Origin of the sequence: Paenibacillus ihbetae, from assembly GCF_002741055.1 — a bacterium.
Classification (GTDB): Bacteria; Bacillota; Bacilli; order Paenibacillales; family Paenibacillaceae; genus Paenibacillus_AQ; species Paenibacillus_AQ ihbetae.
The window spans coordinates 3,360,629-3,387,018 of record NZ_CP016809.1; the positions used below are offsets into that span (position 1 = coordinate 3,360,629).

The following is a 26,390-nucleotide window of genomic DNA, read 5'->3' on the forward strand; positions in this document are numbered from 1 at the left end:
ACATATCAACCTACTTTATGTCGGTTCGTGCAAACCGAAGGATTCCTATAGCTGATGATACCACGATTGTAATGAGACTGACCAATATCATCTCGGGGAACTTACCGATATCCGCCGGTTTGGCGAAATCGGAATAGAACACGAAGGATAACGAAAACCAGTAGGTGAGCTGCTTGAAGTGCTCGGTTTGCAGAAAGACGGGAGCGCCAAAGCCAGTCGCAATCGTATAAATAAAAGTCCAAATCAGCGAGATGCCGCTATTTTTGGTGAGGAAGCCAATCATCATGTAGATTGATACGTTTGACAACATTAAGAAGTACAGCGTAATAAACGCTTTGATCGCATAGCTAAAGTAATCGTTAATCCCGGCAACTTCGCCGAAACCAAACGCGATGGAGAAGCTGATCATGCCAAGCGCGGTCAAAATGATAACACCAGCGAGGGTGAGGAGTCCGGCAACCACAAATTTGGACAAATAATAATGCGTGCGGCTGCGGCCTAATGACAGCGCATTTCGAATCGTCCCATTCTGAAATTCTTCCCCAATAAAGAAACTGATAAAAGCACCGATGACGAGTAAAATCGTCAATCCATTCTTCTCCATCATCAGAATACCTGTCGCTCCATTGACGACGGTATCGACGGGCTGGACGAGCTCGTTCCCATAATGGACGGCCATTAGGCTGTTAGCGACCTGGAAGATCGGAAGCAACGATAAAATGGCTAGGACAATCCACAGCTTCTTGCTTCGGCGCAGCTTGATTCTTTCGGCAGTTAAAAGATTAAGCATGGGAGGTACCTCCTGTTAATTGTAAGAAATAATCCTCGAGCTTCTGTCTGGTTGTGCCGATTCGCAAAACGTCCACGTTAGCCAGCACCAATGAACGGTTAATGGCGGCCACGTCATCCAGGCGTTCGTAGATGTTAATTTCCGTTCCGTTAATGACCTCATAGTCCCGGATCCCGAATTCGTCCAGCACGATAACGGCGGCATGAACCTCCGTTGTTTCTAATTCAATGTACTGACGGGTTTCGTTTGCCAGCTCCTCCTGCGAGAGTTCGCTAATGAGCCTGCCGTTATGCAAAATCCCGTAATGCGTAGCGACCTGTGAAAGCTCATCCAGCAAATGGCTCGATAGCAAGACGGTCATTCCGCGTTCGGTCACCAACCGCTGAATGATTTCACGCATTTCAACAATGCCTGACGGATCCAGACCGTTCGTCGGCTCGTCCAGGATTAGGAACTCAGGGTTCGTAATCAGGGTAGAGGCAATCGCCAGACGTTGGCGCATGCCTAATGAGAAGTTCTTGGCTTTCTTCTTGCCGGTATTCCCCAGGTTCATTAAGCGGAGCAAATCGTCAATCTCCCGTTCGCTAACACCGCCGTTTGCCGCTTGGACTTGCAGGTTCTCCCGGGCCGTTAATTCCGGATACAGAGCCGGCGTTTCAATGGATTGGCCCATCTTTCTTCGTGCACGCTGCAAGCCCTGCATCCCCGTCTGCCCGAACAGTTCGATATCGCCCTCGTCGATGGAGATTAACCCCATGATGATGCGCATAAATGTCGATTTTCCCGCGCCATTCTCCCCGATCAAGCCGTAAATCATCCCGCGCTTAATCTCGATCGATACTTTATCGAGTGCCTTGTGTTTGCCGTATATTTTGGAAATGTTCGTTGCTTTCAGAATCGTATCGGACATCCGTAATCCATCCTTTCGGGTGTTGATGAGTATAGGATAAGCGGCAGGTTTAAATATTTGGACCAGAAAAGTATAAAGAAAGTGTAAAGAATGAGCCTGACTTTGCCCGTACCGGCGGTATGGGTACATGCAATGCCTGCCTAGGATCCGTACGCACGTTGTACAGAGGCCATAACTGGATCAACCTACGGCGAATGGAATTATGCAATGCATGGTGGTATGACTCAAAATAATATACGGTTTAGACGTATCGTACGCGAGGACAAGTTTTAACTTTAGGTGGGCATAATGGAACCAGTGCTTGTTTAACGGAAAGGAAGGAATTGCATGTCTAAGGAAATGGATCATTCCTGTGTCATCTTGCCAGAAGAGCAAGCGCCCGAGGATATGCAGCATTGTGAACGCTTCGAATTGTGCAAACAGCCGAATCGAATCATCTGGGGGGAAGGGAATCCGCAGAGCTCGTTGATGTTAATTCTGGATAACCCGGGAGCCAGGGAGGACCGGGAAGGCAATCCGTTCTTGTGCGGGACCCGGGAGACCCTCCAACTCGGCATGAGGGAAGCGGGGATCGATATCCGCTCGGTGTACGTCACCTATTTGCTGAAACGCCGGCCAACCCGCGCTTACGATAAGCCTGCCACCCGTGCAGCATGCCTGCCGCATCTGCAGGCGCAGCTCCTTCAGAAGCAGCCGCTTGTCCTATTTGGATTTGGCAATGTCGTGGTCGGGGGATTATTCCCGCAGAAGGAGCAAGCTTCCGTCAAGGAGCTGCGGGGTAGCTGGCATGAGTTCCAGGGGATCCCGATCGGCTTTACCTATCACCCGCTGGCAGTAAGAAGAAGACCCAATTTGCTAAGGTTTTTTGTCGAGGATTTGAAAGGTTTGAGGGAGAAGTGGGAGGAGCGGGGAGGGACGTAGATCATCTTGGCTTATATGAAAAGGGGAAGGGAAAATCGCTTCAATTTCATCACTTTTGATCAGTTCTCTCACTGACAACGGAAAAGAAAAACCTTGAGGAATCTATTCCTCAAGGTAAGTAGTAACTATTCGCAATAGATTGAAATGAACTGTATGGGTGCCTCTATTTCGTTCCAATCATCAATATCCTCTAATTCAAAACATACTCCAGGATATTCAGGTAGTTTGTACACATAGTCTTCTTTAACCCACTTAATACCTAAATCATTTAGGTCAGAGAGTGTACCTCCTATACCGATTTTTTTAAGGAATTTTCCCGTATACTCACCAAACACCGATATTTGGGTTACGTTACTTTGATCTTTATCAATCCAAAACTTAATAGAGTCTGTTGATAGGGTAAAGTGATTGTCTAACTCTTCCTCAGTAAAATCAAGGTCTTTTATTTTTTCCTTTATTTCTTCAAGTCCGCATCCAAGTTGATAGGAGTCAACGCCAACACCGTTCATACTTCTCATCGCCCTTCCTCATTTCCTGCACAATCCGCTCTGCCGCGAAAGGAGAATGTTCACGCACGTCCGGCTGCATGATCGGGGTTTAGGCTAGGCGAGCATAGAATGCAAAATTCAATTGCCGGGTTTTCGGAAAGGGTGTACACTGAGTGCCGAAGTGACCATTATAGAACAGGGTGTGTTTCATATTTTCAGAAGACTGCGCCAATTCTATTTAAATCATTTGAAGCGAAAGATGTTCAACAAGATCGTCGTGCTGTATTCAACCGTCATGATCGTGCTGTTTGCGATTGCGGCAACGCTGGTTTATCAATACCAGGAGCAGCGCATACTCCGTGAGCAGACCGATGCGAATCTCAAATCCGCGCATGTGCTGAACATTTATTTGAGCCGGCAGTATGAGGGCATACAGAATATATTTCAGCAGATTTACGGAGATGCCACGCTAAGCGATGAGCTGATCTATTTTCTAAACCACGAATATGAGAGTTACCTGAAATACCGGTTGGATTTGTACACCAGGGCAGGAGAGCAGCGATTACGGTCTTTCAATACCTTGATAAGAAATTATCTGGAGCAGGAATCAAGCGCCAGAAGCGTCTCGATCTACAGCTATCCGAACAATTTTTACATGCATATCAGTCGGACCAACCAGCAGTTGAATAATGATGCCGGTTCCAAGAACAAGTGGGAGACCTGGTTTGCCCGCCGGGAGCAGCACAGCTGGGATACCATGCCTCCAAATGAATCCTCGCGTTCATCCGGAGGCTCCAGTCCAAGATCGTATTCCTATTCCAGAGAACTGAAGGACCCCTGGACCCTGAATCGGGTGGGGATGATGAATGTGGAGTTCGACGCCCGGCAAATTTCATCCTGGCTGGAGAGCCGAGCTTCGGTCAAAGGCCGGATTATGGTGTTGAACGCCCAAGGAACGGTCATTTACGATTCGGAGGATGAGTATTACGGGCAGACCTACCCCTACCGTTTGGAGCAGGAAAAAGCCGGGGATTGGGTGCAGCTGGATGAACCCTCCAAAGTGAACATATTGAATGTCAGCAATGCGGGCTTGTCGGTGGTGGGGATTGTGTCGCAATCCCTGATCAAAGAGAGCACGGAGAGTTTAAGAACGGGACTGATTCTGGTCACCCTTCTGTTTATGGCGGCTAGTTTTGCGATTACGTTTACGATTATTCGCAGGTTCTCCAAGAAAGTGCAGCGGATTATCCGTTCCATGAACCGGATCGGCGAAGGCGATCTGTCGACGCGCATTCAGATGTCCGGCGAAGATGAGCTCCAGCAGATTTCCCGCCGGTTTAACGATATGGGTGACCGTTTGGAGCAATATATTGATAAAATGTACACCTCAGAAATTAAGCAAAAAAACGCGGAGCTCGTTGCCCTGCAATCCCAGATTAACCCCCATTTTCTGTACAATACGCTCGAATCCATTCGCATGAAGGCATACTTTGTGGGCGCGAAGGAAGTGGGTCAAATGATATACAGCTTGTCGGTGATGTTCAAGAACATGGTAAAAAAAAGCACCGTGGTTACCGTTGAAGAGGAAATGGACATGTGTTCCGTCTACCTCGACTTGTTCCGCATTCGCTATGAAGGACGGCTGGAGACGGAAATCGAGGTGGATCCGGAGATCCAAAATGCCAGCATCATCAAGCTGCTGGTCCAGCCGATCGTGGAGAATTATATCGTTCACGGATTCCGTCCGCTGGACGACAACAATAAAATTTCGGTCCATGCCCGCCGGGCGGGGGACCGGGTTGTCATCATCGTATCCGACAACGGAACGGGCATACCGGAGGAAAAGCTGGCCCAAATCCGCAGCACGCTGGACAAGGTTCTCCAGCCTCCCGACAAGGGATACCGTTCGATCGGACTGATGAACGTGCACGAGCGAATCGTGCTGAACTACGGGAGTGATTACGGAGTGACCATCAACAGCACGGAAGGACAGGGAACCGAGGTCCGTATGGAAATACCGATGCTGCGCAAGGGGGAGACGACATGAGGAAGGTATTTTTTGTTGATGACGAGCCTTTGATTGCCCAGGGCTTGGCCACCATCGTGGATTGGCAGAATTACGACCTGCATGTGTCAGGTTCGGCCAACGATGGGGTGCAAGCGCTTGAACGGTTAAGGGAAGATCCTGTGGATCTGCTGATCACGGACATTATGATGCCCAGAATGAACGGGCTCGAACTGATTAAGAAGGTAAAAGAAATGCATCCACGCACCAAATTTATCGTGCTGAGCGGGTACGAAGAATTTGAATATGTGAAGGTGGGGATCACGCTCGGCATTCAGAATTATATTCTGAAGCCGATCAGCATCGAGGAGCTGGAAGCGACGATTAAGCATATCCGCGGCGATTGGGAGCGCGAGGAATTGAGCCGCTTTCGCTCCGAGGAGGATTGGAGGATCCTGCGCAGCAATATTTTGCAGCGGTGGGTTAACGGCGATATCAAGAGCTCGGAATTAAAGCAGAGAGCTGAACTTCTCGGAATTCCGCTCAATTATGCGTCTTACCAGGTGTATGTTCTGCGGCTCATATCCGATGAGCGCCCGGTGTCCCAGCTCTATCGCTTGACCAGCCTAGCCGACGAATGCAGCCGTGCTTGTTCGGAAGTGCTTGGGGGAGACCACGAGGTGATCTGTTTCCCTGATGCGGATGACGATATCGTTGTGATGTCGGCCGCGAGGAATGAACGGAGGGACTCGGAGCGAGAGGGCATAACAAATGCCATGGCCCGGCTGCGGGAGCTGACGGGCTTGCGCATTTGGTGCTCCGAAGGCAATGCAGGCTTCAATGATTTCAAAGATATTCAAGCGAGCTACAGGAAGGCGAAGGACCTCTTCAGCGCCTGCCTGATTGCCGGAGATGATATGCTCCTATACAGTCCGGCTGCCGAACCGGAGGCCGTTCAGGCTTCTGGGCCGTCCGCTCGTCCCGATACGTTCGCGAAGCTGCTGATCGAGGGAGACATTCCCTCCCTTCGGGCTTATATCGAGTCCGTTCTGAGCGGTGACAACAGGGAACCGATGGTCCCTCGGGAGACCTGCTTGAATGCAGCAGTCCAGCTGATGGTCGCGGCGAAGGATATGGAGAAAAACCCCGATTACAGCGAGGTATTTACGCCAATGCACCGGATTAATACGCTCCAGGGGCTTCGAAATCATGTATGGTGCATCGTCGAACGCAGTCTTGCGCGCCTGGAAGAAGCGGAGCAGGGCTACAGCCCGCATGTCTCGTTTCTTGTGGAGCAGGTGCAGCATCACTATCCGGAAGAGCTTTCCCTGAAGACGCTGAGCCAGCGGCTGCAGATGCATCCGAATTATTTAGGTCAGCTGTTTCAGCAGGAGGTCGGCGCCAGCTTCTCGGATTATTTGAACCAATACCGCATCGAGAAAGCCACGCAGCTCCTGCTGCATACCGATCAAAAGACGGCGGATATTGCGTTCAGCGTAGGTTATACGGATAGCTCGTACTTTTACAGACAGTTCAAAAAATATACGGGCGTATCTCCGACCGAGATGAGATCCATGTATCGGATCTAAATCGACGGGGAAACCAATTGCGACAGGCCCAGGGCGGATAACCCTGCGGCCTGTTTTTTGTTAAAACCCGACTTTTTGAACACGCACTTATAAGGGATTCTTTAATTTGTCCATCCCGTTCTAGTATTTTTCAACTTGAGCGCGATAACGCTTACTTGGCACAATGATAGTAGTTAAGGGCAAGTGATAAATAGCCGCATCGACAAAGATCATGGGGATCTTCTACTGCAGTCGCATCACTTGTATTTAACAGGGAAGAGGAGGAGTGCTCATGTCGGGGTTCATCAAAAAGGTCATACGCAACCGGTTTATGCTGCTGATGATCCTGCCCGGAACCATATGGTTTCTTATCTTTGCTTACTTGCCTATGTTCGGTACCGTTCTCGCTTTTAAGGATTTCCGCATTAGCCCGGACGGTTTTTTTGCAAGCGTGCTCAACAGCGAATGGGTAGGATTCAAAAACTTCGAATATCTGTTTACAACCAATGATGCCTATATCATTACGAGGAATACGATTCTGTACAACCTGGCCTTTATCATTCTGGGCTTGGTCATTGCAGTGGGCTTTGCGATCATGCTAAGCGAGCTTGTCAACAAGCGTACGGCCAAGGTATATCAGACCGGCATGTTTCTGCCGCATTTTTTGTCGTGGGTTATCATCAGTTATTTTGCGTTCACGTTTCTTAGCGTAGACAAAGGGACGCTCAATCAAATTATCACTTATTTCGGGGGAGAGCCGATCAGCTGGTACTCGGAAGCGAAGTATTGGCCCTTCATTCTCGTTTTCGTCGGTATCTGGAAAGGCGTAGGCTACAACAGCGTTATCTATCTTGCGGCTATTACAGGGATCGACAAATCGTATTATGAAGCGGCCGTCATTGACGGAGCCAGCAAGTGGAAGCAGGTGCGGTACATCACGATTCCGCTGCTGAAGCCGCTCATGATCATCCTGACCATACTGGCGATCGGCGGCATCTTCCGTTCCGATTTCGGATTGTTCTACCAGCTTCCGAAGGATTCGGGCGCGCTGTACCCGGTTACGAACGTCATCGATACCTTCGTCTACCGCGGGCTGATGAACATGGGAGACATCGGCATGAGCACGGCAGCGGGCTTGTACCAATCGTTTGTCGGACTGGTTCTGATTTTGGTTGCCAACTATATCGTTCGACGAATTGAAAAAGATCATGCAATCTTCTAATCCGAGGGAGGTGTACCGTTCATGACGCAGCTATCTACGCAAACCGCGAATCAACCGGCAAAGCGTTCAAAGAAGAGAGACTACAACGCCATCTCCCCATTGTGGAATACGATTTTCAATATCGTGATCGGCCTCTTCTCGTTTTCCTGTATCTTTCCGTTTCTATTTGTTATTATTATTTCCCTGACGGACGAACAGACACTGGTTTCGGAAGGCTTCAGGCTGCTGCCAAGTCAGTTCAGTACCGCAGCGTATGAATATATTTTCGAAACGGGCAGCGAGCTTTTGTCCTCATTCGGCTTAACGCTTCTGATCACGGTGCTGGGGACGCTGGTGAGTCTGGCATTGGTTACGACTTATGCCTATGCATTGTCCCGTCGAAATTTTGAATTCAGAGGCTTCTTCAGCTTCCTTGCATTTTTCACCATGCTGTTCTCAGGTGGTATGGTGCCTGGTTATATCGTGATGACCCAGTTCCTGCATCTGCAGAACACGATCTGGGCGTTGATCTTTCCATTATCCTTGAGCGCGTTCTCTATCATCGTCATGAGGACCTTCTTCCAAACGACGATTCCGGATGAAATTATCGAGTCCGCCAAAATTGATGGCGCCGGCGAGTTTCTGACCTTTATCCGAATCGTACTGCCGGTTTCGCTCCCGGGGATTGCAACCATTGGTTTGTTCAGCTCGCTGGGGTACTGGAACGACTGGTTTAACGCCTTGCTGTATTATAACGATCCACAAGCGACACCGCCGCTGCAGTTCATGCTGATGAAGATCGAGAAGAACATGGACTTTCTGACGCAGAATGCGCAGAATATCGGTTCCTTCGATGCAGCAGCAAGCCTGCCGACGGAGACGGTAAGAATGGCGATGGTCGTATTGGCGACCCTGCCGATTGTTATGGCGTATCCGTTCTTCCAGCGGTATTTTGTCCAGGGCCTGACGGTAGGCTCAGTCAAAGGCTAATTTCATAAGGTTGTACCCGCATCGCACACGGCCGGAGTAATCCGGCTTTCACGTCCGAGGTGTGTAAGCGGTGTCAATATAGCATTAACCATTAAGTGATACAGGGGGAAAACACATGTTTAAGAAAAAGGCTTCTATACTGTCCCTTGCTCTTGTGCTTTTGCTCACGGTCGTCTTATCGGCTTGCGGCGGCAAGGAAGGCGCTAAGTCTGGCGAGCCCGCGAAGGAAGAGGCTGCCATTCAGAGCGACGGCACGGTGGATGCATCCAAGCTGGATCCGGTCAAGCTCAAAATGTACATGATCGGGCCTAACCAGAAGGATCTTCCTAAGGTTCAAGAGGAGATCAATAAATACTTGACGGAGAAAATCAACGCTACGATCGAGATCAACATGATCGACTGGGGCGATTACAGCCAGCGGATGCAGGTCATTACCAGCTCCGGCGAGAATTACGACATCGCCTTCACCAGCTCGTGGGCATTTGATTATCTTCCAAACGCGGCGAAGGGTGCCTTCAAGCCGCTGAATGACTTGCTTGATCAGTATGGACAAGGCATCAAGGAAGCGCTGGATCCCCGTTTCCTGGAAGGAACGAAGGTCAATGGCGTCAACTATGGCATCCCGGCCAATAAGGAACTGGCACAGCAGTTTGTATGGCGTTTCAACAAGAAGTATCTGGATAAGTACAACCTGGACATTTCCAACGTGACAACGCTTGAGGATCTGGAGCCGCTTCTGAAGACGATTAAAGAGAACGAGCCGGCGGATATTACACCGCTTGCCGTACCGAAAAGCTTTAAGCCGTACTTGCCGGTTGACTTCCCGCTTGGTGATGAAATTCCGATCGGGATGTACCTGGACACCAAAGACTTTAAATTTGTGAATTTGCTGGATACACCTGAACTGAAATCGGCTTTGGCCACGATGCGCAAATACTATAAAGCGGGTTATGTGCGCGAGGATGTAGCGACGCTGGACGGCATTGATAACATCAAAACCGGCAAATGGCTCGTGGACCGCGAGATTACGCAGCCATATGCAGAGCTCGGCTGGTCCAGAAACGCGGGATATGACATTGTGACGAGACCGATGCATGATCCGGTGATTTACACCAGCTCCGCAGCGGGTTCGATGATGGCGATTTCTTCGTACTCCAAAAATCCGGAGCGGGCGATGATGTTCTTGAACCTGCTGAACACGGATGAGAAACTGCGCAATATGATTCAATACGGTTTGGAAGGAACGCATTACAAGAAGCTTGAAGGGCCATACATCGAAGATATGCCTGCTATGCAGGAAAACTATGCAATGCCTGGATTTGCGCTTGGCAATATGTTCCTGACGTACCTTCATGAAGGCGAGCCTGAAGACAAGTGGGAAGCATTCGAGAAATTTAACAGCTCCGCTCTGGTAGCTCCTACGTTCGGCTTTAACTTCGACACGGCTCCGGTCAAAACAGAAGTTGCAGCCGTCACGAACGTAGCGAAGGAATTCATCCCTGCATTGTATACCGGCTCCATCGATCCTGACGAATACTTGCCTAAAGCAAAACAAAAGTTCCAGGATGCTGGAATTGACAAGGTTATTGCTGAGGCTCAAAAGCAGTTCGATGAGTGGAAGGCAGCTCAGAACAAGTAAGGCATAAGAGTAGTTGAAGAGTAGAAACGGCTGATGATAGCCGTTTCTCTCTATTTATCATCACGTTCCTGTAAAATATTAGAATATCTGCATGATCATTATCCGTATAGGAGGTTTTTTGAGTGAAAAAAATCAAACCGGGTTATTTTACTAAAGCTCAGTGGAAGCGAAGAATGACCGTATGGATGAGCACAGCCGTGCTGGCAGCATCCCTGACGGGTTTTGCTGGAGAAGCCGAAGCGGCGCAGCCTCATTCGTCCTATTGGTATCCGAACACGCTGCTGGAATGGTCGCCGTCAACCGATAAGGATGCGCTTTTTAACCGGGGAACGGTGAAGCTGGAGACCAAGCGGGTTCAGGGCCATAAGGTCAACAGCCATGCCAAGGAGGAAGTGAAGGTACTATCGATTGCTTCCATGTATCCAAGCACAAGCGGTGCTCCTTCCCAAGGCTCGGAGAAGTTCCATACGTATACGTTCAGTAACTGGCAATATATTGACAAGCTGGTGATGTGGGGCGGCTCGGCAGGTGAAGGCTTGATCGTTCCGCCAAGCGCCGACGTGATCGATGCAGCCCACAAGAATGGCGTGCCTGTGTTTGGAACCGTTTTCTTGCCGCAAACCGAGCATGGAGGCAAAATCCAGTGGCTGCATGATCTGTTACAGCAGCGGGAGGACGGATCCTTCCCGGTTGCAGACAAACTGATTGAGGTTGCTGGGTATTACGGATTTGACGGCTGGTTCATCAATCAGGAAACGCAGGGCGGAACGCCTGAGGATGCCGCCAAGATGGCTGAATTTTTAACGTATCTTCAGCAGAAGAAGGCACCGGGCATGGAAGTGATCTGGTATGATTCCATGATCAAGGACGGGCCGGTGAAGTGGCAGGGGGCTTTGACGGATCAGAACAAGATGTTCTTCCAGGAGGGAAATCAGCGCGTTTCCGACAACATGTTTATCGATTTCCGCTGGCAGTTCAAGGACGAGAAGAACGGCAAATACGATTATATCACGCCGTTCTTGAACTCCCCGGCGAAGGCGGCCGAGCTTGGCCGCAGTCCGTATGATCTGTACGCCGGCATCGATGTGGAGGCAAACGGCTACGAAAGCAGGTTCAATTGGCCGGTCGTGTTCCCGGAAGGCAAGAAAGCGACTACCTCCCTCGGCATCTACCGTCCGAATTGGGCGTTCAACAGCTCTGAGACGCATGAGGAATATATGAACAAGGAGCAGATTTTCTGGACTGGGCCCCGCATGAACCCGGCGAATACCTCCCAGCCTGAAGGAACCGACCCGCTCGCCTGGAGAGGGATTGCCCATGATGTCGTTGCCAAAACGGTGCTTACTGATTCCGAGTTCGTCACCCATTTTAATACGGGGAACGGCCATATGTTTGCGGTGGACGGCAAAGTGCTGCGGAGCAGCGATTGGAGCAACCGGAGTCTACAGGATATTTTGCCGACCTGGCGCTGGATCACGGAAACCAACGGCAAGGGCGAAGCCCTCAAGCCTGGATTTGATTTCAGCAAATCCTACTACGGAGGCAGCTCGCTTCAGGTAGCAGGTCCCGTCAGCAAAGGTTCTTCTACCCATATCAAGCTGTATAAGGCGGATATCCCGGTCGAGGCAACGACGGAAGTATCGCTTGTTTATACGGATAATGCGAAGGACGCCAAGGTGAAGATCGGGTTGGCCTTCTCCGATGCGCCGGATGACTATGTGTTCTTCGAGCCGTCCAAGTGGACCCAGGCAGGCGCGGATCAGGATTGGAAGCAGGGAAGCGTCAGACTGAACAAGTTTAAAGGACGTACGATTGCGGGAATTTCGCTTCAATTCGAATCCGCGGCGGACATGGCCAATTATCAGGCCAATATCGGCAAACTGGCCGTTACGCAGGTGAATGATAAGGCGAAGAAGCCGCATCAGGTGACCGATCTGCAGGTGATCGAGAACGACTTCCGCGACGGAATCTATGGGGATGCGCGGTTGTCCTGGAAGGCACCGAAACAGGCGGAGGACGTAATGTATTATCAGGTGTACCGGGTTCATCCGGACGGCAAGTACGAGTTGATGGGCATGACGGGCAACACCGTTTATTATGTGCCTGAAATGAAGCGTCTGCAAAAAGAGCAGTCTACCAAAATGGTCGTGATTCCGGTGAACCGCCATTATGAACAAGGAAAAGCAGCGTCCGTAAGCTTTGACTGGCCGGAATATCCGAAGCCGACGGCAGCCTTCAAGGCGGACAAGACGCTGATCGCACCGGGAGAAACGGTACAGTTTACGGATCTTTCATCGGAAGTAACAGAGTCCTGGAGCTGGAGCTTCCCGGGCGGACAGCCGGCGTCCAGCACGGAGCAGAATCCTAAGGTGACCTATCCGGAAGAAGGAACGTTCGAAGTGACGCTAACCGCTAAAAATAGCATTGGCGAGGACTCCGTTCAGAAGAAGCTCATTACGGTTACACGGGAAGCGGAGAATGGCGTTGGCAATCTTGCCCTTGGCAAGCAAACGTCAGCATCCAGCTTCGTGAATGAGAAGGAAGCACCTGCATTTGCGGTGGACGGCAATGCCGCCACGAAATGGTGTGCGGTCGGAGACGGGCCACATTCTCTGACGGTGAATCTCGGAGCTGAGCACAAGATCAGCGAATTCGTGATCAAGCATGCGGAAGCGGGAGGCGAGCCGGCCGCATTCAACACGCGGGCATTCACCATACAGGTAAGCTCGGACGGTAAGGAATGGAAGGATGCGGTTTCAGTCAAAGACAATACGAAAGCGGTCAGCAGCCATGCCATCGAGCTTACCTCCGCACAGTACGTTCGTCTTCAAGTCGAGAAGGCGACCCAAGGCGGGGATACGGCCGCACGGATTTATGATTTTGAGGTATTGGGCTTGAAATAATATGAAATAACATTGGAGCGTTTCCCTCAAGAGGGGAACGCTCCTTTTTAAGCTGCCGGCCAAGTGGGATCATGAAATAAGAGCTGAAGCTTCATTCCTCTTGCCCTCGATTCTTGTCCATTCATTATGGTTAACCGGATGATCTTCAGCCAAGGGCTAGATAAGGTTAAACACTCGTCCCCAAACCCCAATCCATCGTTAAAATCCGCTTAAGCTGATCCGCTTGCTCTTCTCCGATCGAGGCGATGATTTTGGCCTCAAGCTTTGCTTTGATCGCTTCGTTGTGCTCAAAGCATTCTTCGCCGAACTTCGTGAGGCGGATGCACTTGTCTTTATTGTTATGCTGCGCTTGGCTAATCTCGACTAATCCTTTGGCTTCCAGATTTTTAATGAATTTATGGGTAGCCTGACGGGAGATATCCACTTGTTTGGCGACATGGGATATCGTCGTTTGTTTCTTATAAATTCTTGCCATAATAAACCATTCGGAGTTGGATATATGAAGGTCATGGCTTTTATGCCACAAGCGGTCGTTTAAGGTGCGGAGAAGGACATGACGTTCGCTTATCAGGTCGATCAGATCCAGGGTTTTCACTTCTACATGCATTGGTCACCATTCCTTTCAGCAATTCCTCCACCAATATACAAAAGTTCACGATTCTTCGTCAACTAAGTTGACGATAGTGTATAATAGAGATACATAGTCAACCAAGTTGACAACGTGAGGAGGACAACAGCGTGTTTGAAACGGGTCATTTGGTTATCTATTCAGTCCATGGCATATGCCAAATTGATGGGATCAGCGAGAAAGAAGTCTTGGGCACAACCCGACGTTATTATGAGCTGCATCCGGTAAGCAACGTGAAATTAAAGATCAGTACGCCGGTGGACAACGACAGCCTGCTTATGATCGACCTGATCGATCGGGAGGCAGCCGAGAAGGTCATGCTATCCTTTAAATCGCCGGGAACGGGATGGATTGAAAAAAATACGGAGCGTTTGCAGACTTATTCCAAACTAATTAGATCAGGCGACCGGGAGGAAATCGCTAACATTATCAATGCCTTAATGCGCCAAAAGCAAAAGGCTGAAAGCAACAACAAAAAGCTGAACCAACAAGATCAGGTGATGTTAGCATCGGCTCAGAATGTCTTGTTTCAGGAAATGGCAATCGCTTTGGATACATCCTATGAATCGATATTGGGCAAGGTAAACGGCATGCTGGCGTAAACGCTGGACGGCCGAATTTCAGCAAGGCGAGGGCAGAGAGACTGTATGTATGCGATCCAAACTTCATTACTACAATAAAAATCACCAATTCCTTATAGGTTGGTGATTTTTTTGTTTGGGGCGTTTTATTCTCTATTTTCATTCAGATAATTATTCACAAACTGTTCACTTATGAGGAGCCCCCCTATATCGCTAAAATAACACGGTGACACATTAGATGAAAGGTTGATGATAGGAGATGGCAAACCAGAAGCACGTAGAGACAAGACTGCCTAGAAACGGCAAAGAGGGGATATTATTTTTACTGATCATATCGATTATTTCGGTCAACACGATCGCGCCGATCATTATTGGATTGGAGCGCGGCTTCAGTAAAGCGGTTTATCTGGATAGTCTAAAAGTGATTCCTATCATGTGGGTCATCGTCGTGTTATGCGTAAAGCTGATCGCTGGCCCGATTGTTGGCAAGGTGATGCCTAAATTCGTAGGGCAGACTGATGGGTTCAATGCAAGAGTATTACTAAACATCGTACTTAATGTAACGGTGTTATCGCTGCTGCTCTCTATTATTGGCCCCATGGTGGGTACCAAACACATCAGTCTGGATCCGTTCAAAAATTTCCTCCATACCTGGCCACGAAACTTTGGCATTGCGTTCTGGATTGAAGTGTTGATCGCACAGCCGATCGCAAGATACGCGATGAAGGCTCTGCATTCAAGACAAGCAAGTAAAGCTGCGAGCGTACAAGTGTAAGAGAGTGGGGCCGTCGATTCGTCGATGGCCTTCTGTTGTATCTATGCGTAAGGTTTCGTCCGAGCGGGTTCAAACCGCGTTCACATCCAAATTCTTTGAATTGACACCTCCCTGCTCCCCGTCTAAGATAGATAAAATATTTATTTTAGGTATGTGATTTCTTACCCCGGATAGAGGAGAGGGAATTTTTTTATGCTTAAAGGACGGGCCCGCACCGTTACCATCATCTTGCTGACAGCCTATACGGTTCTTATGCTCTATTTCTTATATATCGGGTTTAACAGAGCAAGTGATATTCATGACGGAGGGTATCGATATAATCTCATACCTGATGGAATTCCATTATATTTACCGATCGGCCATAACTTGAAAATTTGGTTTTTTAACTTTGCCAACTTTGCAGCCTTTCTGCCCTACGGAATTCTCGTTCCGCAGCTATTTCCATGCCGTTTTCTTCGGTTCATCAGTATATTTCTGGTTTCTATTGTGCTGCTTGAAACGGTTCAAATGGTAACGCATTTAGGAAGCTTTGATATTGATGATGTGCTCATCAATACATTGGGGGCAGCGATTGGATTTCTCGCACAACAATTAGTGCGGCCTCCAAAAGATTCCGTTAAGGGCCTGAGTAAAATCGTCTTCATAACGATCCTCCTTTCCATTGGGACTACCGTAACGATTCAAGGAGTGAATCATTTATTTGCACAGGCAACAAAAATCGAAGCAGGCAAGGAAATAGGGCTGCACGAGCTCCCGTTAAAGAGTGGTTCTGTAGCTTGGGAGACAGGCCTTACCGGTTTTGAAGCGGGCCGTAAAGAAGTGGAGCCTCAAATGAATGTGTTGAGCAGGAATAATTCAGGGAACTGCACATTCACTTATCAATTGGATGGGAAGTATCTGACATTCTCCAGCTACAGCGCCATTCCGGACGATATTTTCCATGGCGAGAGCACCGTCATCATTACCGTAGATGGGGTCGAAGCAAGCAGGAGCACTTATATCGCAGATGGAAAGGAACGAGAGGTTCCTGCTTATTCCGAAATGGACATTCAAGGAGCACAGGAGCTTACCATCTCGATAATGAATGAAGACCAAAATCCGAATATAAATGTATTAATGTGGGATGCAATCCTTACAGAAATAAAGAAATAATTGGCCGGGAAGCCACTATTGCAGGAGGAAGAGCCTGATGCTTAAAGATTTGCAAGGTGAGGCAAATATGTCCCCGATCGTTGGGATGTTATATTCTGCGGTGAAAGAGAACAGCCAGCGACTTCAGTTGATTACGAAGGGAATGTCGCAGGAAGAAGTCGATTACAAGGGCCCCGATGGCAGCTTTAACAGCACCGCTCAATTAATGAGACATATCCTGTATGTTGATTTGAATTGGGTGTATCGAATGAAAGGGGAGCCGCTTCCTTATTCGTTACAAGAACAATACGGCCCCATGATCGATGCGAACAACCGGCTGCCGATGATCATAGGCAAGTCGCTCAACACGCTGATATCGGAGTATGAAGAGGTGTTAAGCATCCTGAAAGACACCTGTTCCCAATTGCAGGATGCTGATTTAGATCGGGTGGTCACCTTTGGTCATGAGAATGAAAAGCAAGCAACCATCCGCTGGGGATTATGGCATATGGCTGACCATAACCGTTATCATCAGGCACATATTAATCTGCTAAGAAAATGGTATGCAGAGCATTCGCTTTCAAAATAAAGGGATATCACGTAAAGATTCGGCACCTGCGGATGTATTCTATTTGTAAGAAAGATTTGACGTTGGTTTGACTTAAGCCATCCTGTGCGGGATGGCTTTTAAGTGCTTCCTTTCGCATTTCAAAAGTGAGGGAGATCGCCCATTTGCATGGCTTGTCGTCCGAGCGTCGCTGATCATCGTGCAGCAGTCATCATTACACCGCGCGCTGGGAGAGGCACGCGGTAATTGTACTCCTCCGCTGTGCAGAAATTCTCATTGCATCGAGGCTTCTTCGGAGCTTAATAATAAGCAGTCATGTATAGATTTTAGTGCCAAAAGTCGCGATTTACCAAAATACGACAAATAGTGATAATATACTACAAAAATAAGGCCGTAGAACCTAATTTAATCCGCTGTAATAATATACCTTTAGTATAATAGTTAATGTTTCTCAATTACATACAAGGTCGTACGATCATGGCAAACCCATTGAAAAGTGGGGACGCAAAGCTATAGGGGCTAACGGATTTGCTGCAATACGCAAATTCTACTGCCAGCCAGCTACCGAATACGGCGGAGGCCTCCGTCCAGCGTTTGACCGCTTTGACGGAGGTTTTTTTTTGCAACGGGGGTGGTGCTTATCGATGGTATATATGTTTAGTTCTTTATACATTGCCGGGTTTACCCACCTGTTAGTCACTCTAACGGGTGAATCTTGATGAATGCTGCATGACATTTAATGAATGTAAATAGGAGGTAGAGAGATGTTTGCCAAAGGCAGTAAGTACTACTGGAAAAGGCAGTTAGCCATTTTGCTTTCAATCGTGGTCGTAGCTGGCGGCTTTCCACTTGCGTTGGCTCCTCAGACAGCAAATGCTGCTGCGAACGGTCCGGGCGGGGTTAGCCAGGATTTGGTCTCCTGGTTCGAGTTAACGAAAGGGATGGACAGCGGGTTTGAAGATAACGGAACCTATATCACCAAATTGCAGGATTTAGCCGATCCCAACAGGGTATGGGTCCCTTATCACACGGACAGGGTTCTAAAACTTGAGGATATCGGCAAGGCGATGATCAACTATCACCCGGTAACCGTATCTTTTACAGCAACTAAGAAAATGCAATTTAAAACAAACTCTGAATTAGCTATTCCCGCCACTGGTGCAAGAGAAGTATTCTCTGTACAAATCAATGGTACGACCGGCTTCCCGTGGGAATTTGGGGGGAACGAAACCAGCTCGTCGGCTTATCAACAAAATAATATTTCGACGCATTTTGGAACGTCCGCATTGAAGAGCTTTACACCTGCAGAGACGATTACCGTCCCTCACATTCTTAACGCCAGGGCGGGGAATGACTGGGCTCTTTCCATTAATGGTTATCTGGAAAAGGCGGAACCAACGAATAGCGTGGACTGGACAAGAAATATGGGTGGAACAGCCGGTTATCATTATATTGGCGCAGCCCACAATAGAACTTTTGATGGCGGACAAATTGCAGAAGTGCTTGTGTTTAACCGCAAATTGAATGAGGAAGAGCGGGAAAAGGTAAACAGTTATCTCGCGCTGAAATATGGCATTACATTGAAAACCGAAGCAGGTGATCCTGCCGACTATGTTGCAAGTAACGGCACATTAATGTGGGCAGCAGCTGACAACAGCGGTTTTGGGCATAGGATCACAGGGATCGGAAAAGATGTTGCCGGAGGGCTTGAGCAGACCCAATCCAAGTCCCAGGTTGAGGGAGCGAACGTCGCCATAGCTCTTGGTGATTTTGAAGCTTCCAACAAGGAAAATGCGCAGAAGAATCCGATCGCTACGGATACGACTTTTCTAACATTTAGTGACAATGGTAATCCAGCTGATTACGTGAATGTAATTGACGATACGGATTTGCCTCAAGCATTAAAGCATGCGAATGACACGACACAATCTCCGGCAACTATGATGTCGCGAGTGTATAAAGTCGAGAAAAGCGCCGATTGGACCGATGCGCCGATTACTTTGCAAGTCGACGGCGCAGATCAAGAGAAGTATCGAATCTACCTGTTAACGAGCAATAGTCCGACGTTTGAGCAGGCAGCAGTAACCGTGGTCCCAGCGGACAAAGTGACCGGCAAGGCAACTTTGAACAGCAGCCAGCTTGCTGACGGAAGCTACTTTACTTTTGTCACTCAGGTGGATAAAAGGGATCTGGAACAACGCGCGAATGAAATCCAAGCCGAAAACTTGCAAGAGGAAAACTACTCGGCAGCAAGCTGGGCAGCTTTCGATCAAGCTCTGAAAGAAGCTGAAGCCGCATTGCAAAATCCGGCTGCTACCCAGAAGGAAGTCGATGATGCGCTGAAAGCGCTCGATGATGCGCGTAATGGATTGACTGCAGATAAATCGGCATTGCAGAACAGAGTGGACGAGCTGGAGGCCGAAAATCTTGCTGAGGAGAACTACTCCAAGGACTCCTGGGATGCCTTTCAAGCTGCGTTGACGCACGCAGAGGAAGTTCTGCAAAATCCGGCTGCTACCCAAAAAGAAGTCGATGAGGCTCTGCAAGCTTTGAATGAGGCGCGCGATGGACTGCGGGCCGATAAAACCGAGCTTGAAGCGACGGTCAATGAAATTGATAATTTCATGACGAGTGGCGGCTATGATGAAAATAACTATACTTCGGAGAGTCTGACACCGTTTAAGGATGCTCTGCAGAATGCTCAAGATGTATTGAGCAAACCGGACGCTACGCAGCAGGAAATTGATGAAGCAAATCAAGCCTTAAGAGAAGCGTATGAAAATCTGGTTACGAAGGACGCGATTCTTGAGAAGCTGGAATTGAAGGTATTTGATGCACAGGGCGGAGCAGAAATTCAGTTAGAGCCTCCGTTCGATGGCCATCAATATCTGAATTATCAAGCCGCTGTAACGGAGAGCGTCTATAGCGCTAAGCTTGCATTTGAGGAATTGCACCCGGACAGCGAGGTTGAGGTTACATTCCACGGTCAAAAGGTTGACCAATGGGACGACCTGCAGCTTCAGCCGGGCCCGAATGAGATTGCCGTAACCGTAGACTATCAGGGCAAGAAAAACACCTACACCGTTATCATTTATAAGACGGATAAGACCGAGCTTCGAGAGCTGGTTAATCAAGTTGATGGTGATATCAACACGGGTACATTGAAAGAGGAAGATTACACACCAGAAAGCTGGGCACAATTCCAGCAAGCTTTGCAGGCAGCCAAAGACGTGCTGGAAAACAAGAACGCAACCCAGCAGGAGGTCGACGCTGCACAGCAAGCGTTGCAAGAAGCACAGGATCGCTTGGTTAAAAAGCCGGCCGTGGTGGACAAGTCCGAGCTTCAGCAGAAAGTAGACGAAATCCAAGGCAAGAAGAACGATGGCAGCTTAAAGGAGTCTAACTACACGCCAGACAGCTGGAGAAACCTTGAAGAGGCATTGAAAAAGGCCGAAGATGTATTGAAGAAGCCGGACGCGACGCAGCAAGAAATAAATGATGCGAAAAAAGCATTGGAAGAGGCATTTAATTTATTAAAACCGGCCACTTCCGGCGGAGGTAATAACGGCGGGGAAACGCCAGTGACCAATCCGGAACCGTCCAAGCCTTCCGATGTTCCAGGACCGTCCAAGTCTACCGATATTAAAACCACGGTAAACGGCGAAAATGGCTCTTTTGCTACCGGAAGCACCAAGAAAGACGGGGACCACGAAATCATCGTGGTGGAGGTCGACAAAGGAAAGTTGTCCGACATCTTGTCCAAGGGTAATGGTCAGAAGCTGGAGATTCAGGTCCCTGGCGGCAAGGACGTAGAGGTGAAAGGTCTGACCGCTGCCGATGTGAAGAAGCTGGCTGATACGGGCTCGACGCTGACGATTGAGGACGAGCTGCTGGCTATTTATCCGGTTCCTAGCAAACAGCTGGATTTAGGTGAGATAGCGAAGCAATGGAATGGCGCTGAGTTGCAAGATATTGCTCTGAACATCACGATCAAACGCACTTCGCAAGAGCTGGCAGACAGCGCTCGCAAACAGGCTGAAGCCAAAGGCTATGAGCATCTCCTTCATCCGGTCGATCTTGACATGACCTTCACGCATGACGGCAAGACAGTAAGATCCGAACAGCTGAACGGCTATGCGCCGAAATACATCGCGCTTCCGGAAGGCATTGACCCGAACCGAATCACGACAGGCGTTATTGTGAATCCGGACGGCAGCGTGTACCATGTACCGACGGTCGTAACAAAGGTCAATAACCGGTACTTCGCACTCATCAATGACCTGCGCAGCAGTGGTACTTATTCAGTGATCTGGAATCCGCAGGATTTCGAGGATGTGCAGTATCACTGGGGCAGAGCAGACGTGAACAATATTGCCGCAAGACTCGATCTGAAAGGCAATGGCGACAACACGTTCTCGCCGAACCGGCATGTGACACGCTCCGAATTTGCTGAAATTGTCGTGTTGGGCCTGGGCTTAATGCGTCAAGACGCACCGCAAAACATCTACCCAGACGTACCGACTACGGCATGGTATCGGAATGCCGTTGCGCTCGCGGACGAATTTGATATCGTTCGGGGTTATACGGACGGCAATTTCAAGGGTAGTCAGCAAATTACAAGAGAGCAAGGATTTGCGATGATTGCCCGTGCGTACCGCTTGATTCAATCCGAAAACGTGCCGAGTCAGGAGGAAATCGCTTCCACGCTGGCCCGATATGCGGATGGAGATAAAGTCGCTTCATGGGCTAAAGGAGATGTCGCCCAGCTGATCGCAGCGGGAATTATCCAAGGCAACGGACCTGATCATCTGAGTCCAAAAGCGCAAATGACACGCGCGGAAGTAACCGCATTGATCGCAAGAATGCTGAAAGTGACGAACCTAATCGATAAGTAATAAAGCACCGCAATCAACCATTGATGACTTTGATGTCATCAATGGTTGATTTTTCATATTTTTGCTCCCGTGGCGCTTTCGACGGGATCGGCAGCATTTTGTTTACAAGTGTAGAGGAAGGTAGGGAGTTGTATCTTCCCAAAAATCGACAAATAGAGAGAAATAACTACGAAAATAAGACCAAAGAACCTAACTTATCATACCTTTATAATATACTTTTAAATCAATGGTTAAATTTCTCAGTTACATATAAGCTCGTACGAACATGGCAAACCCATTGAAAAATGGGGACGCAAAGCTAAAGGGGCTAACGGATTTGCATCAGAACGATGCAAATGCTACTGCCAGCCAGCTGCCGAATACGACGGACAACTCCGTCTATTTTGGATGGGGTTTTTTATTTTTTAAGATATTAAAATTTTAGCTATTGTTAGTCGAGGGATTAAACCTTGTCTATAGATGAGATGACTCGGGTCCGGCGATGATTGATTGATTACCCGAACTAGGCTGGTTCCCGATGGGAAGTAGGAAACACCATCTTAGAGTGGGAGGTGAATACTCGATCTGGGGGAAACCCGTGAATTAAAAACTGTTCAAGAATTGACCCAAAAACTTCCCAGAATACCATATCAAAAAGAGGTGACAAAACTTGAAGCTGAAATCAAAAGTAAAAAAGAGTTTACATAACAGTCTAATATGCTTAATGGCAATGCTCATTGTATTTAGCGGAATCTCACCAGTACAAGCTGCAACCCTGCCAAGTACGCCCATTGATCAGCATCCAAAGGCAACCATGTTAGGGGGTGTAGGTGAAGGAAAATATATTGATGCGGACTATTCGTTTACACCAAGGCTTACAGACGAAACGGAAGTGTCTGTTACACCAGGACCGAATACTAGATTAATAACGGTAGAAGAAATGTGCAGTAAAGTTCCTCAATCTACGTGTGATAGTTGGAAAACGCAAAGTTCAGCTAATTTTTTTGAAGATACATCTGGGGGACGTTCACCATCAGCAACCCTCAGTTTTACGAATGTCGGAATTTACAACAATCAGAAAATAGACATGGTGGTTGAAACTACGTCCGAGAGTACAGATGTGCTTAACAGTGCTTTTGATGTGTCTGGTGCATCCAGAAATTCATCAGCGTCGTCGCAAACTGCTTTTACACGTAAGGCGACTTTTATATCTCATGAAACTGGGCAACCAGTTGAGGTAAAAGGATATATCTCTTTTAGTGCCATAAACGCAGCAAAAACAATGTTGTTTGATTTACCGATAAAGGACATATTTGCTATTAGTGGATCAACGATCCTTTATGATAATGGGATTACTAATGGAGAGCCTTTGTTCGTGAAGGGTACAGCTCCAGGAGGAACTGGCACACCAGATACCATGATGACTCTTGTCTTTGAGGAAACATCTACCATCACCTTTACGGAGACTTATGCTGGTGCATCAAATGTCCGACAAACTCATGGGACTAGAATTGATCAATTCAGCTTAACTGGAATTGAGCCTCCTGCACCTGTAAAGTTCGGGTATTCAGTAGCAGATAAAAAGATAGGTCAAAACGAGTACCCGGATTCTCGGGAGCCTATTTACCAAATCGTCCAGTCCGTTCCTTATGCAGATCCAATCAATTACTACAAGTCATTTGAGATCACGGATGCTTTGAATGAGGTACTAATCGTCGAAGAGAAAGACATTGAAATCAAAAATACCATCGGGGTTGATGTATCCAGTCTATTTGACGTATCCGTTATCGATCATCAACTATCGATCAAAGCAAAAGATGCTGCGCTTTCCAACGCCAATTTTTATAATCAACAATATACGATTACAATTAAGGGCGCATTGGATTTAACAAGTGATTATGACAAATATATGGATCAAGATGGCAATATTTTAGTTTCCAATAAAGCGATAACGACGATTGATAATGTACCAAAAAGCAGCAATGAAGCTAATGCGAAGTTTAAGTTTAAAACGCCTGTGCTTGAGTCTCAAAAGACTGCTTCTATCGAGCAAAAGGCAACTGGTAACACGGATCTGAATCATCCGGAAGTGGGAGATATCCTCACGTATACGATTCAGACTCGAAACACCGTGGACAACAGCCAAATTAAAAACCTAACGATCAGTGACACCATTCCGCAAGGAATCGAATATGTGTCGGGTACACTAATTGTAGATGGACAGTCGGTAACGGATGCTGAAGGGGACGACAGCGGCCATTATGCATCCGGTCAGGTTGTCGGCGAAATTGGCACCGTCTCCGACATGAATCAGCATACGCTTCAATTCAAAGCGGTCGTACAGCCTGGACAAGCCGGGAAGGATATTATCAATATCGCCACGGTGGGAGGCGACAATATCATTACGCCGGACAGACCGCGAGCAGAAGTGGAAGTCTACCCTAGAAATCCGCAGATTGAATCCGAGAAGTTTGCCGTGAACAATGTAAGCAAGGCGACGTATGAAGTCGGAGACACCCTCACCTACACAATTCGTGTAAGAGGTGTGGTCAACGATACGTATCTGGAGAATTTGACGATTACGGATACGTTGCCGGCAGGCTTGAAATACGTGCCGAACAGCTTAAAGGTGGACGGTGTATCCGTCACCGATGAGAACGATAACGATGCCGGTTATTCTGTAACGGGCGAAGTATACGGCTCATTTGGCAATGTTAAGGGAACGGATTGGCATACGCTGCAGTTCCAGGCCGTTATTGAATCGGGACAAGGCGGTCAGACGATCCAAAACACGGCTCTAGTGGAAGGTGACAATATTGATCAACCGGGCACACCAACAGAGAAAATTGTTGTTGAACCAGAACCGCCAATCGATCCTGATCCAGTAGATCCAACGGATCCGGTAGATCCAACGGACCCGGTAGATCCAACAGATCCAACAGATCCGGCGGATCCAACTGACCCAACAGATCCGACGGACCCAACTGATCCTCCAGTAGATCCGGTAGATCCGCCAGTTCCCCCGCCAGTCGATCCGGGTAACGGCGGTGGAGGCGGTTCAGGTGATGTAACGCCGCGCTCTCCGGTCGTTGAATCTGAAAAGGCTGCAAAGGACCTGAATGGTGGGAGCATCGAGGTCGGGGATACGATCGAGTATACGATCCGTGCCCGCAACACGGTTTCCGGCAGCCAGGTAACCAGCATGGTGATTTCGGACAAACTGCCTGCAGAACTGGAGTATGTAGCAGGTACATTGAAAGTAAACGGTGTCTCGGTAACGGATAGCGCCGACGGCGACCGAGGCGAATATACAAACGGTACGGTTAAAGGAAGCTTCGGAACCGTAACGGATACGGCTTGGTATACGCTGGTGTTCCAAGCGAAGATTATCAAGGGCCAACATGGGGACGTCATCAAGAATGTGGGTGAAGTGAGTGGAGGTAACCTGAATGTTCCGAGCCGCCCAAGCGAGGAGATCACGATTAACGATCCGACTTCGGTCGATCCGGCACCTGTCATGGAATCCGGAAAAGAAGTGAAGGATCTGAACGGCGGTACGATTCAAGTTGGGGACGTAATCGAGTATACGATCCGTACGCGCAACACCACCCCGAATGCTGTGAAGAATCTTGAGGTCTCGGATGAGCTGCCGAGTGAACTGAAGTACGTAACAGGCAGCTTGAAGGTGGACGGCCAATCGGTAACGGATGCGCAGGATACCGATCAGGGCTCGTACGTGGATGGCATTGTCAGCGGACAGTTCGGCAACATTACGGATACGGCATGGCATACGATCGTGTTCCGTGCCGAAGTGGCAGCAGGGCAAGCCGGCCAGACGATCCGCAACGTAGGTGAAGTAACCGGGGATAACCTGGTGATACCGGATCATCCGTACGAAGACATCATCATTGGTGGCGGAAGCGGAAGTAATCCGGGGATCCCGGGGGATCCGAATGATGGATCCTCTACCGATCATCCGAACAATCCGGGCGGAGGAGATTCGGATTCCACATCTCCAGACTCCAGCCATTCCGGAGGATCCAATGGCACCGGTAGTTCGGATGACACAGTCACAGCTGGTGAATCGGATGGAACTGGACAATCCAGTCAATCTGCTTCTTCGAAGGACTCCTGGAACGCAGAGTCCGGAGACCGTAATGGCAACAAGCTGCCAAATACGGCTACCAATATGTACAGCTATATGTTGGCTGGATTCATCCTTCTGTTGGCAGGCCTGTTCCTGGTCAGAAGAAGAAAGGCATAACTTTGCAAGGAAGCAGCATTAAAAAATGGACAAAGCGGTTGCTGCTTTCTAGGTACACGAAAGGGACCGGAGTGATTCGGTCCCTTTTCATTAATATATTTGGAGTATTGGCGACTTATACAGCTAATAGAACCCAAATCATAATACCTATAGG

At 48.5% G+C, this 26,390-nt stretch carries 17 protein-coding genes and 2 riboswitches; of the genes, 13 read left to right on the forward strand and 4 right to left on the reverse strand.

Annotation, left to right across the window (positions count from 1 at the left end; all coding sequences use genetic code 11):
* Positions 1–10: 10 nt before the first annotated feature.
* Positions 11–790, reverse strand: coding sequence for an ABC transporter permease (locus tag BBD41_RS14990; protein WP_099478032.1), 780 nt, complete (start codon positions 788–790; stop codon positions 11–13).
* Positions 783–1,700, reverse strand: a complete 918-nt coding sequence (locus BBD41_RS14995) for an ATP-binding cassette domain-containing protein (RefSeq protein WP_099478033.1) — start codon at positions 1,698–1,700, stop codon at positions 783–785. Before BBD41_RS14995 ends, BBD41_RS14990 begins: the two co-directional genes overlap by 8 nt.
* Positions 1,701–2,027: 327 nt before the next feature.
* Between BBD41_RS14995 and BBD41_RS15000 the strand changes: the two genes are divergently transcribed.
* On the forward strand, positions 2,028–2,621 hold the full coding sequence (locus BBD41_RS15000; RefSeq protein WP_099478034.1) for a uracil-DNA glycosylase: 594 nt from the start codon (positions 2,028–2,030) through the stop codon (positions 2,619–2,621).
* Between the two features lie 125 nt (positions 2,622–2,746).
* Here the strand turns inward: BBD41_RS15000 and BBD41_RS15005 are convergent, their stop codons facing one another.
* Positions 2,747–3,139, reverse strand: a complete 393-nt coding sequence (locus tag BBD41_RS15005) for a hypothetical protein (protein WP_099478035.1) — start codon at positions 3,137–3,139, stop codon at positions 2,747–2,749.
* A gap of 229 nt (positions 3,140–3,368) precedes the next feature.
* Here BBD41_RS15005 and BBD41_RS15010 point away from each other — a divergent pair, with 229 nt between their 5' ends.
* The 6 genes from BBD41_RS15010 (at position 3,369) to BBD41_RS15035 (ending at position 13,415) form a co-directional block, all read left to right on the forward strand.
* A complete protein-coding gene (locus tag BBD41_RS15010; RefSeq protein ID WP_237086802.1) occupies positions 3,369–5,156 on the forward strand; it encodes a sensor histidine kinase in 1,788 nt (595 codons plus the stop codon).
* Positions 5,153–6,703: a response regulator transcription factor gene (locus BBD41_RS15015; protein WP_099478037.1), complete on the forward strand. Its 1,551-nt coding sequence runs from the start codon at positions 5,153–5,155 to the stop codon at positions 6,701–6,703. Before BBD41_RS15010 ends, BBD41_RS15015 begins: the two co-directional genes overlap by 4 nt.
* A gap of 271 nt (positions 6,704–6,974) precedes the next feature.
* A complete protein-coding gene (locus tag BBD41_RS15020; RefSeq protein WP_077568825.1) occupies positions 6,975–7,904 on the forward strand; it encodes an ABC transporter permease in 930 nt (309 codons plus the stop codon).
* Positions 7,905–7,925: 21 nt separating this feature from the next.
* Positions 7,926–8,873, forward strand: a complete 948-nt coding sequence (locus BBD41_RS15025) for a carbohydrate ABC transporter permease (RefSeq protein WP_099478038.1) — start codon at positions 7,926–7,928, stop codon at positions 8,871–8,873.
* Between the two features lie 115 nt (positions 8,874–8,988).
* Positions 8,989–10,512, forward strand: a complete 1,524-nt coding sequence (locus BBD41_RS15030) for an ABC transporter substrate-binding protein (protein WP_099478039.1) — start codon at positions 8,989–8,991, stop codon at positions 10,510–10,512.
* A 122-nt stretch (positions 10,513–10,634) separates the two neighbouring features.
* Positions 10,635–13,415 (forward strand): endo-beta-N-acetylglucosaminidase, encoded by a 2,781-nt coding sequence (locus BBD41_RS15035; protein WP_099478040.1) that lies wholly within the window; start codon positions 10,635–10,637, stop codon positions 13,413–13,415.
* Positions 13,416–13,581: 166 nt separating this feature from the next.
* Here BBD41_RS15035 and BBD41_RS15040 read toward each other — a convergent pair whose 3' ends face one another.
* Positions 13,582–14,022 (reverse strand): MarR family winged helix-turn-helix transcriptional regulator, encoded by a 441-nt coding sequence (locus tag BBD41_RS15040; protein WP_099478041.1) that lies wholly within the window; start codon positions 14,020–14,022, stop codon positions 13,582–13,584.
* Between the two features lie 131 nt (positions 14,023–14,153).
* Here BBD41_RS15040 and BBD41_RS15045 point away from each other — a divergent pair, with 131 nt between their 5' ends.
* The 6 genes from BBD41_RS15045 to BBD41_RS15070 all read left to right on the forward strand — a co-directional run bounded on the left by BBD41_RS15045 (position 14,154) and on the right by BBD41_RS15070 (position 26,236).
* On the forward strand, positions 14,154–14,645 hold the full coding sequence (locus tag BBD41_RS15045) for a CarD family transcriptional regulator (RefSeq protein ID WP_077568819.1): 492 nt from the start codon (positions 14,154–14,156) through the stop codon (positions 14,643–14,645).
* Positions 14,646–14,883: 238 nt separating this feature from the next.
* Positions 14,884–15,399: a hypothetical protein gene (locus BBD41_RS15050; RefSeq protein WP_099478042.1), complete on the forward strand. Its 516-nt coding sequence runs from the start codon at positions 14,884–14,886 to the stop codon at positions 15,397–15,399.
* A gap of 192 nt (positions 15,400–15,591) precedes the next feature.
* Positions 15,592–16,551: a VanZ family protein gene (locus tag BBD41_RS15055; RefSeq protein WP_099478043.1), complete on the forward strand. Its 960-nt coding sequence runs from the start codon at positions 15,592–15,594 to the stop codon at positions 16,549–16,551.
* 37 nt (positions 16,552–16,588) lie between these two features.
* The gene (locus BBD41_RS15060; RefSeq protein WP_099478044.1) at positions 16,589–17,119 is read left to right on the forward strand and encodes a DinB family protein; all 531 of its coding nucleotides are present in this window, start codon (positions 16,589–16,591) and stop codon (positions 17,117–17,119) included.
* Between the two features lie 448 nt (positions 17,120–17,567).
* Positions 17,568–17,667: riboswitch (cyclic di-GMP riboswitch) on the forward strand.
* Positions 17,668–17,862: 195 nt separating this feature from the next.
* Positions 17,863–21,993, forward strand: a complete 4,131-nt coding sequence (locus BBD41_RS15065; RefSeq protein ID WP_099478045.1) for a DUF8202 domain-containing protein — start codon at positions 17,863–17,865, stop codon at positions 21,991–21,993.
* A gap of 257 nt (positions 21,994–22,250) precedes the next feature.
* Positions 22,251–22,353: riboswitch (cyclic di-GMP riboswitch) on the forward strand.
* Positions 22,354–22,642: 289 nt separating this feature from the next.
* A complete protein-coding gene (locus BBD41_RS15070) occupies positions 22,643–26,236 on the forward strand; it encodes an isopeptide-forming domain-containing fimbrial protein (protein WP_157929303.1) in 3,594 nt (1,197 codons plus the stop codon).
* The last annotated feature ends 154 nt before the right edge of the window (positions 26,237–26,390 follow it).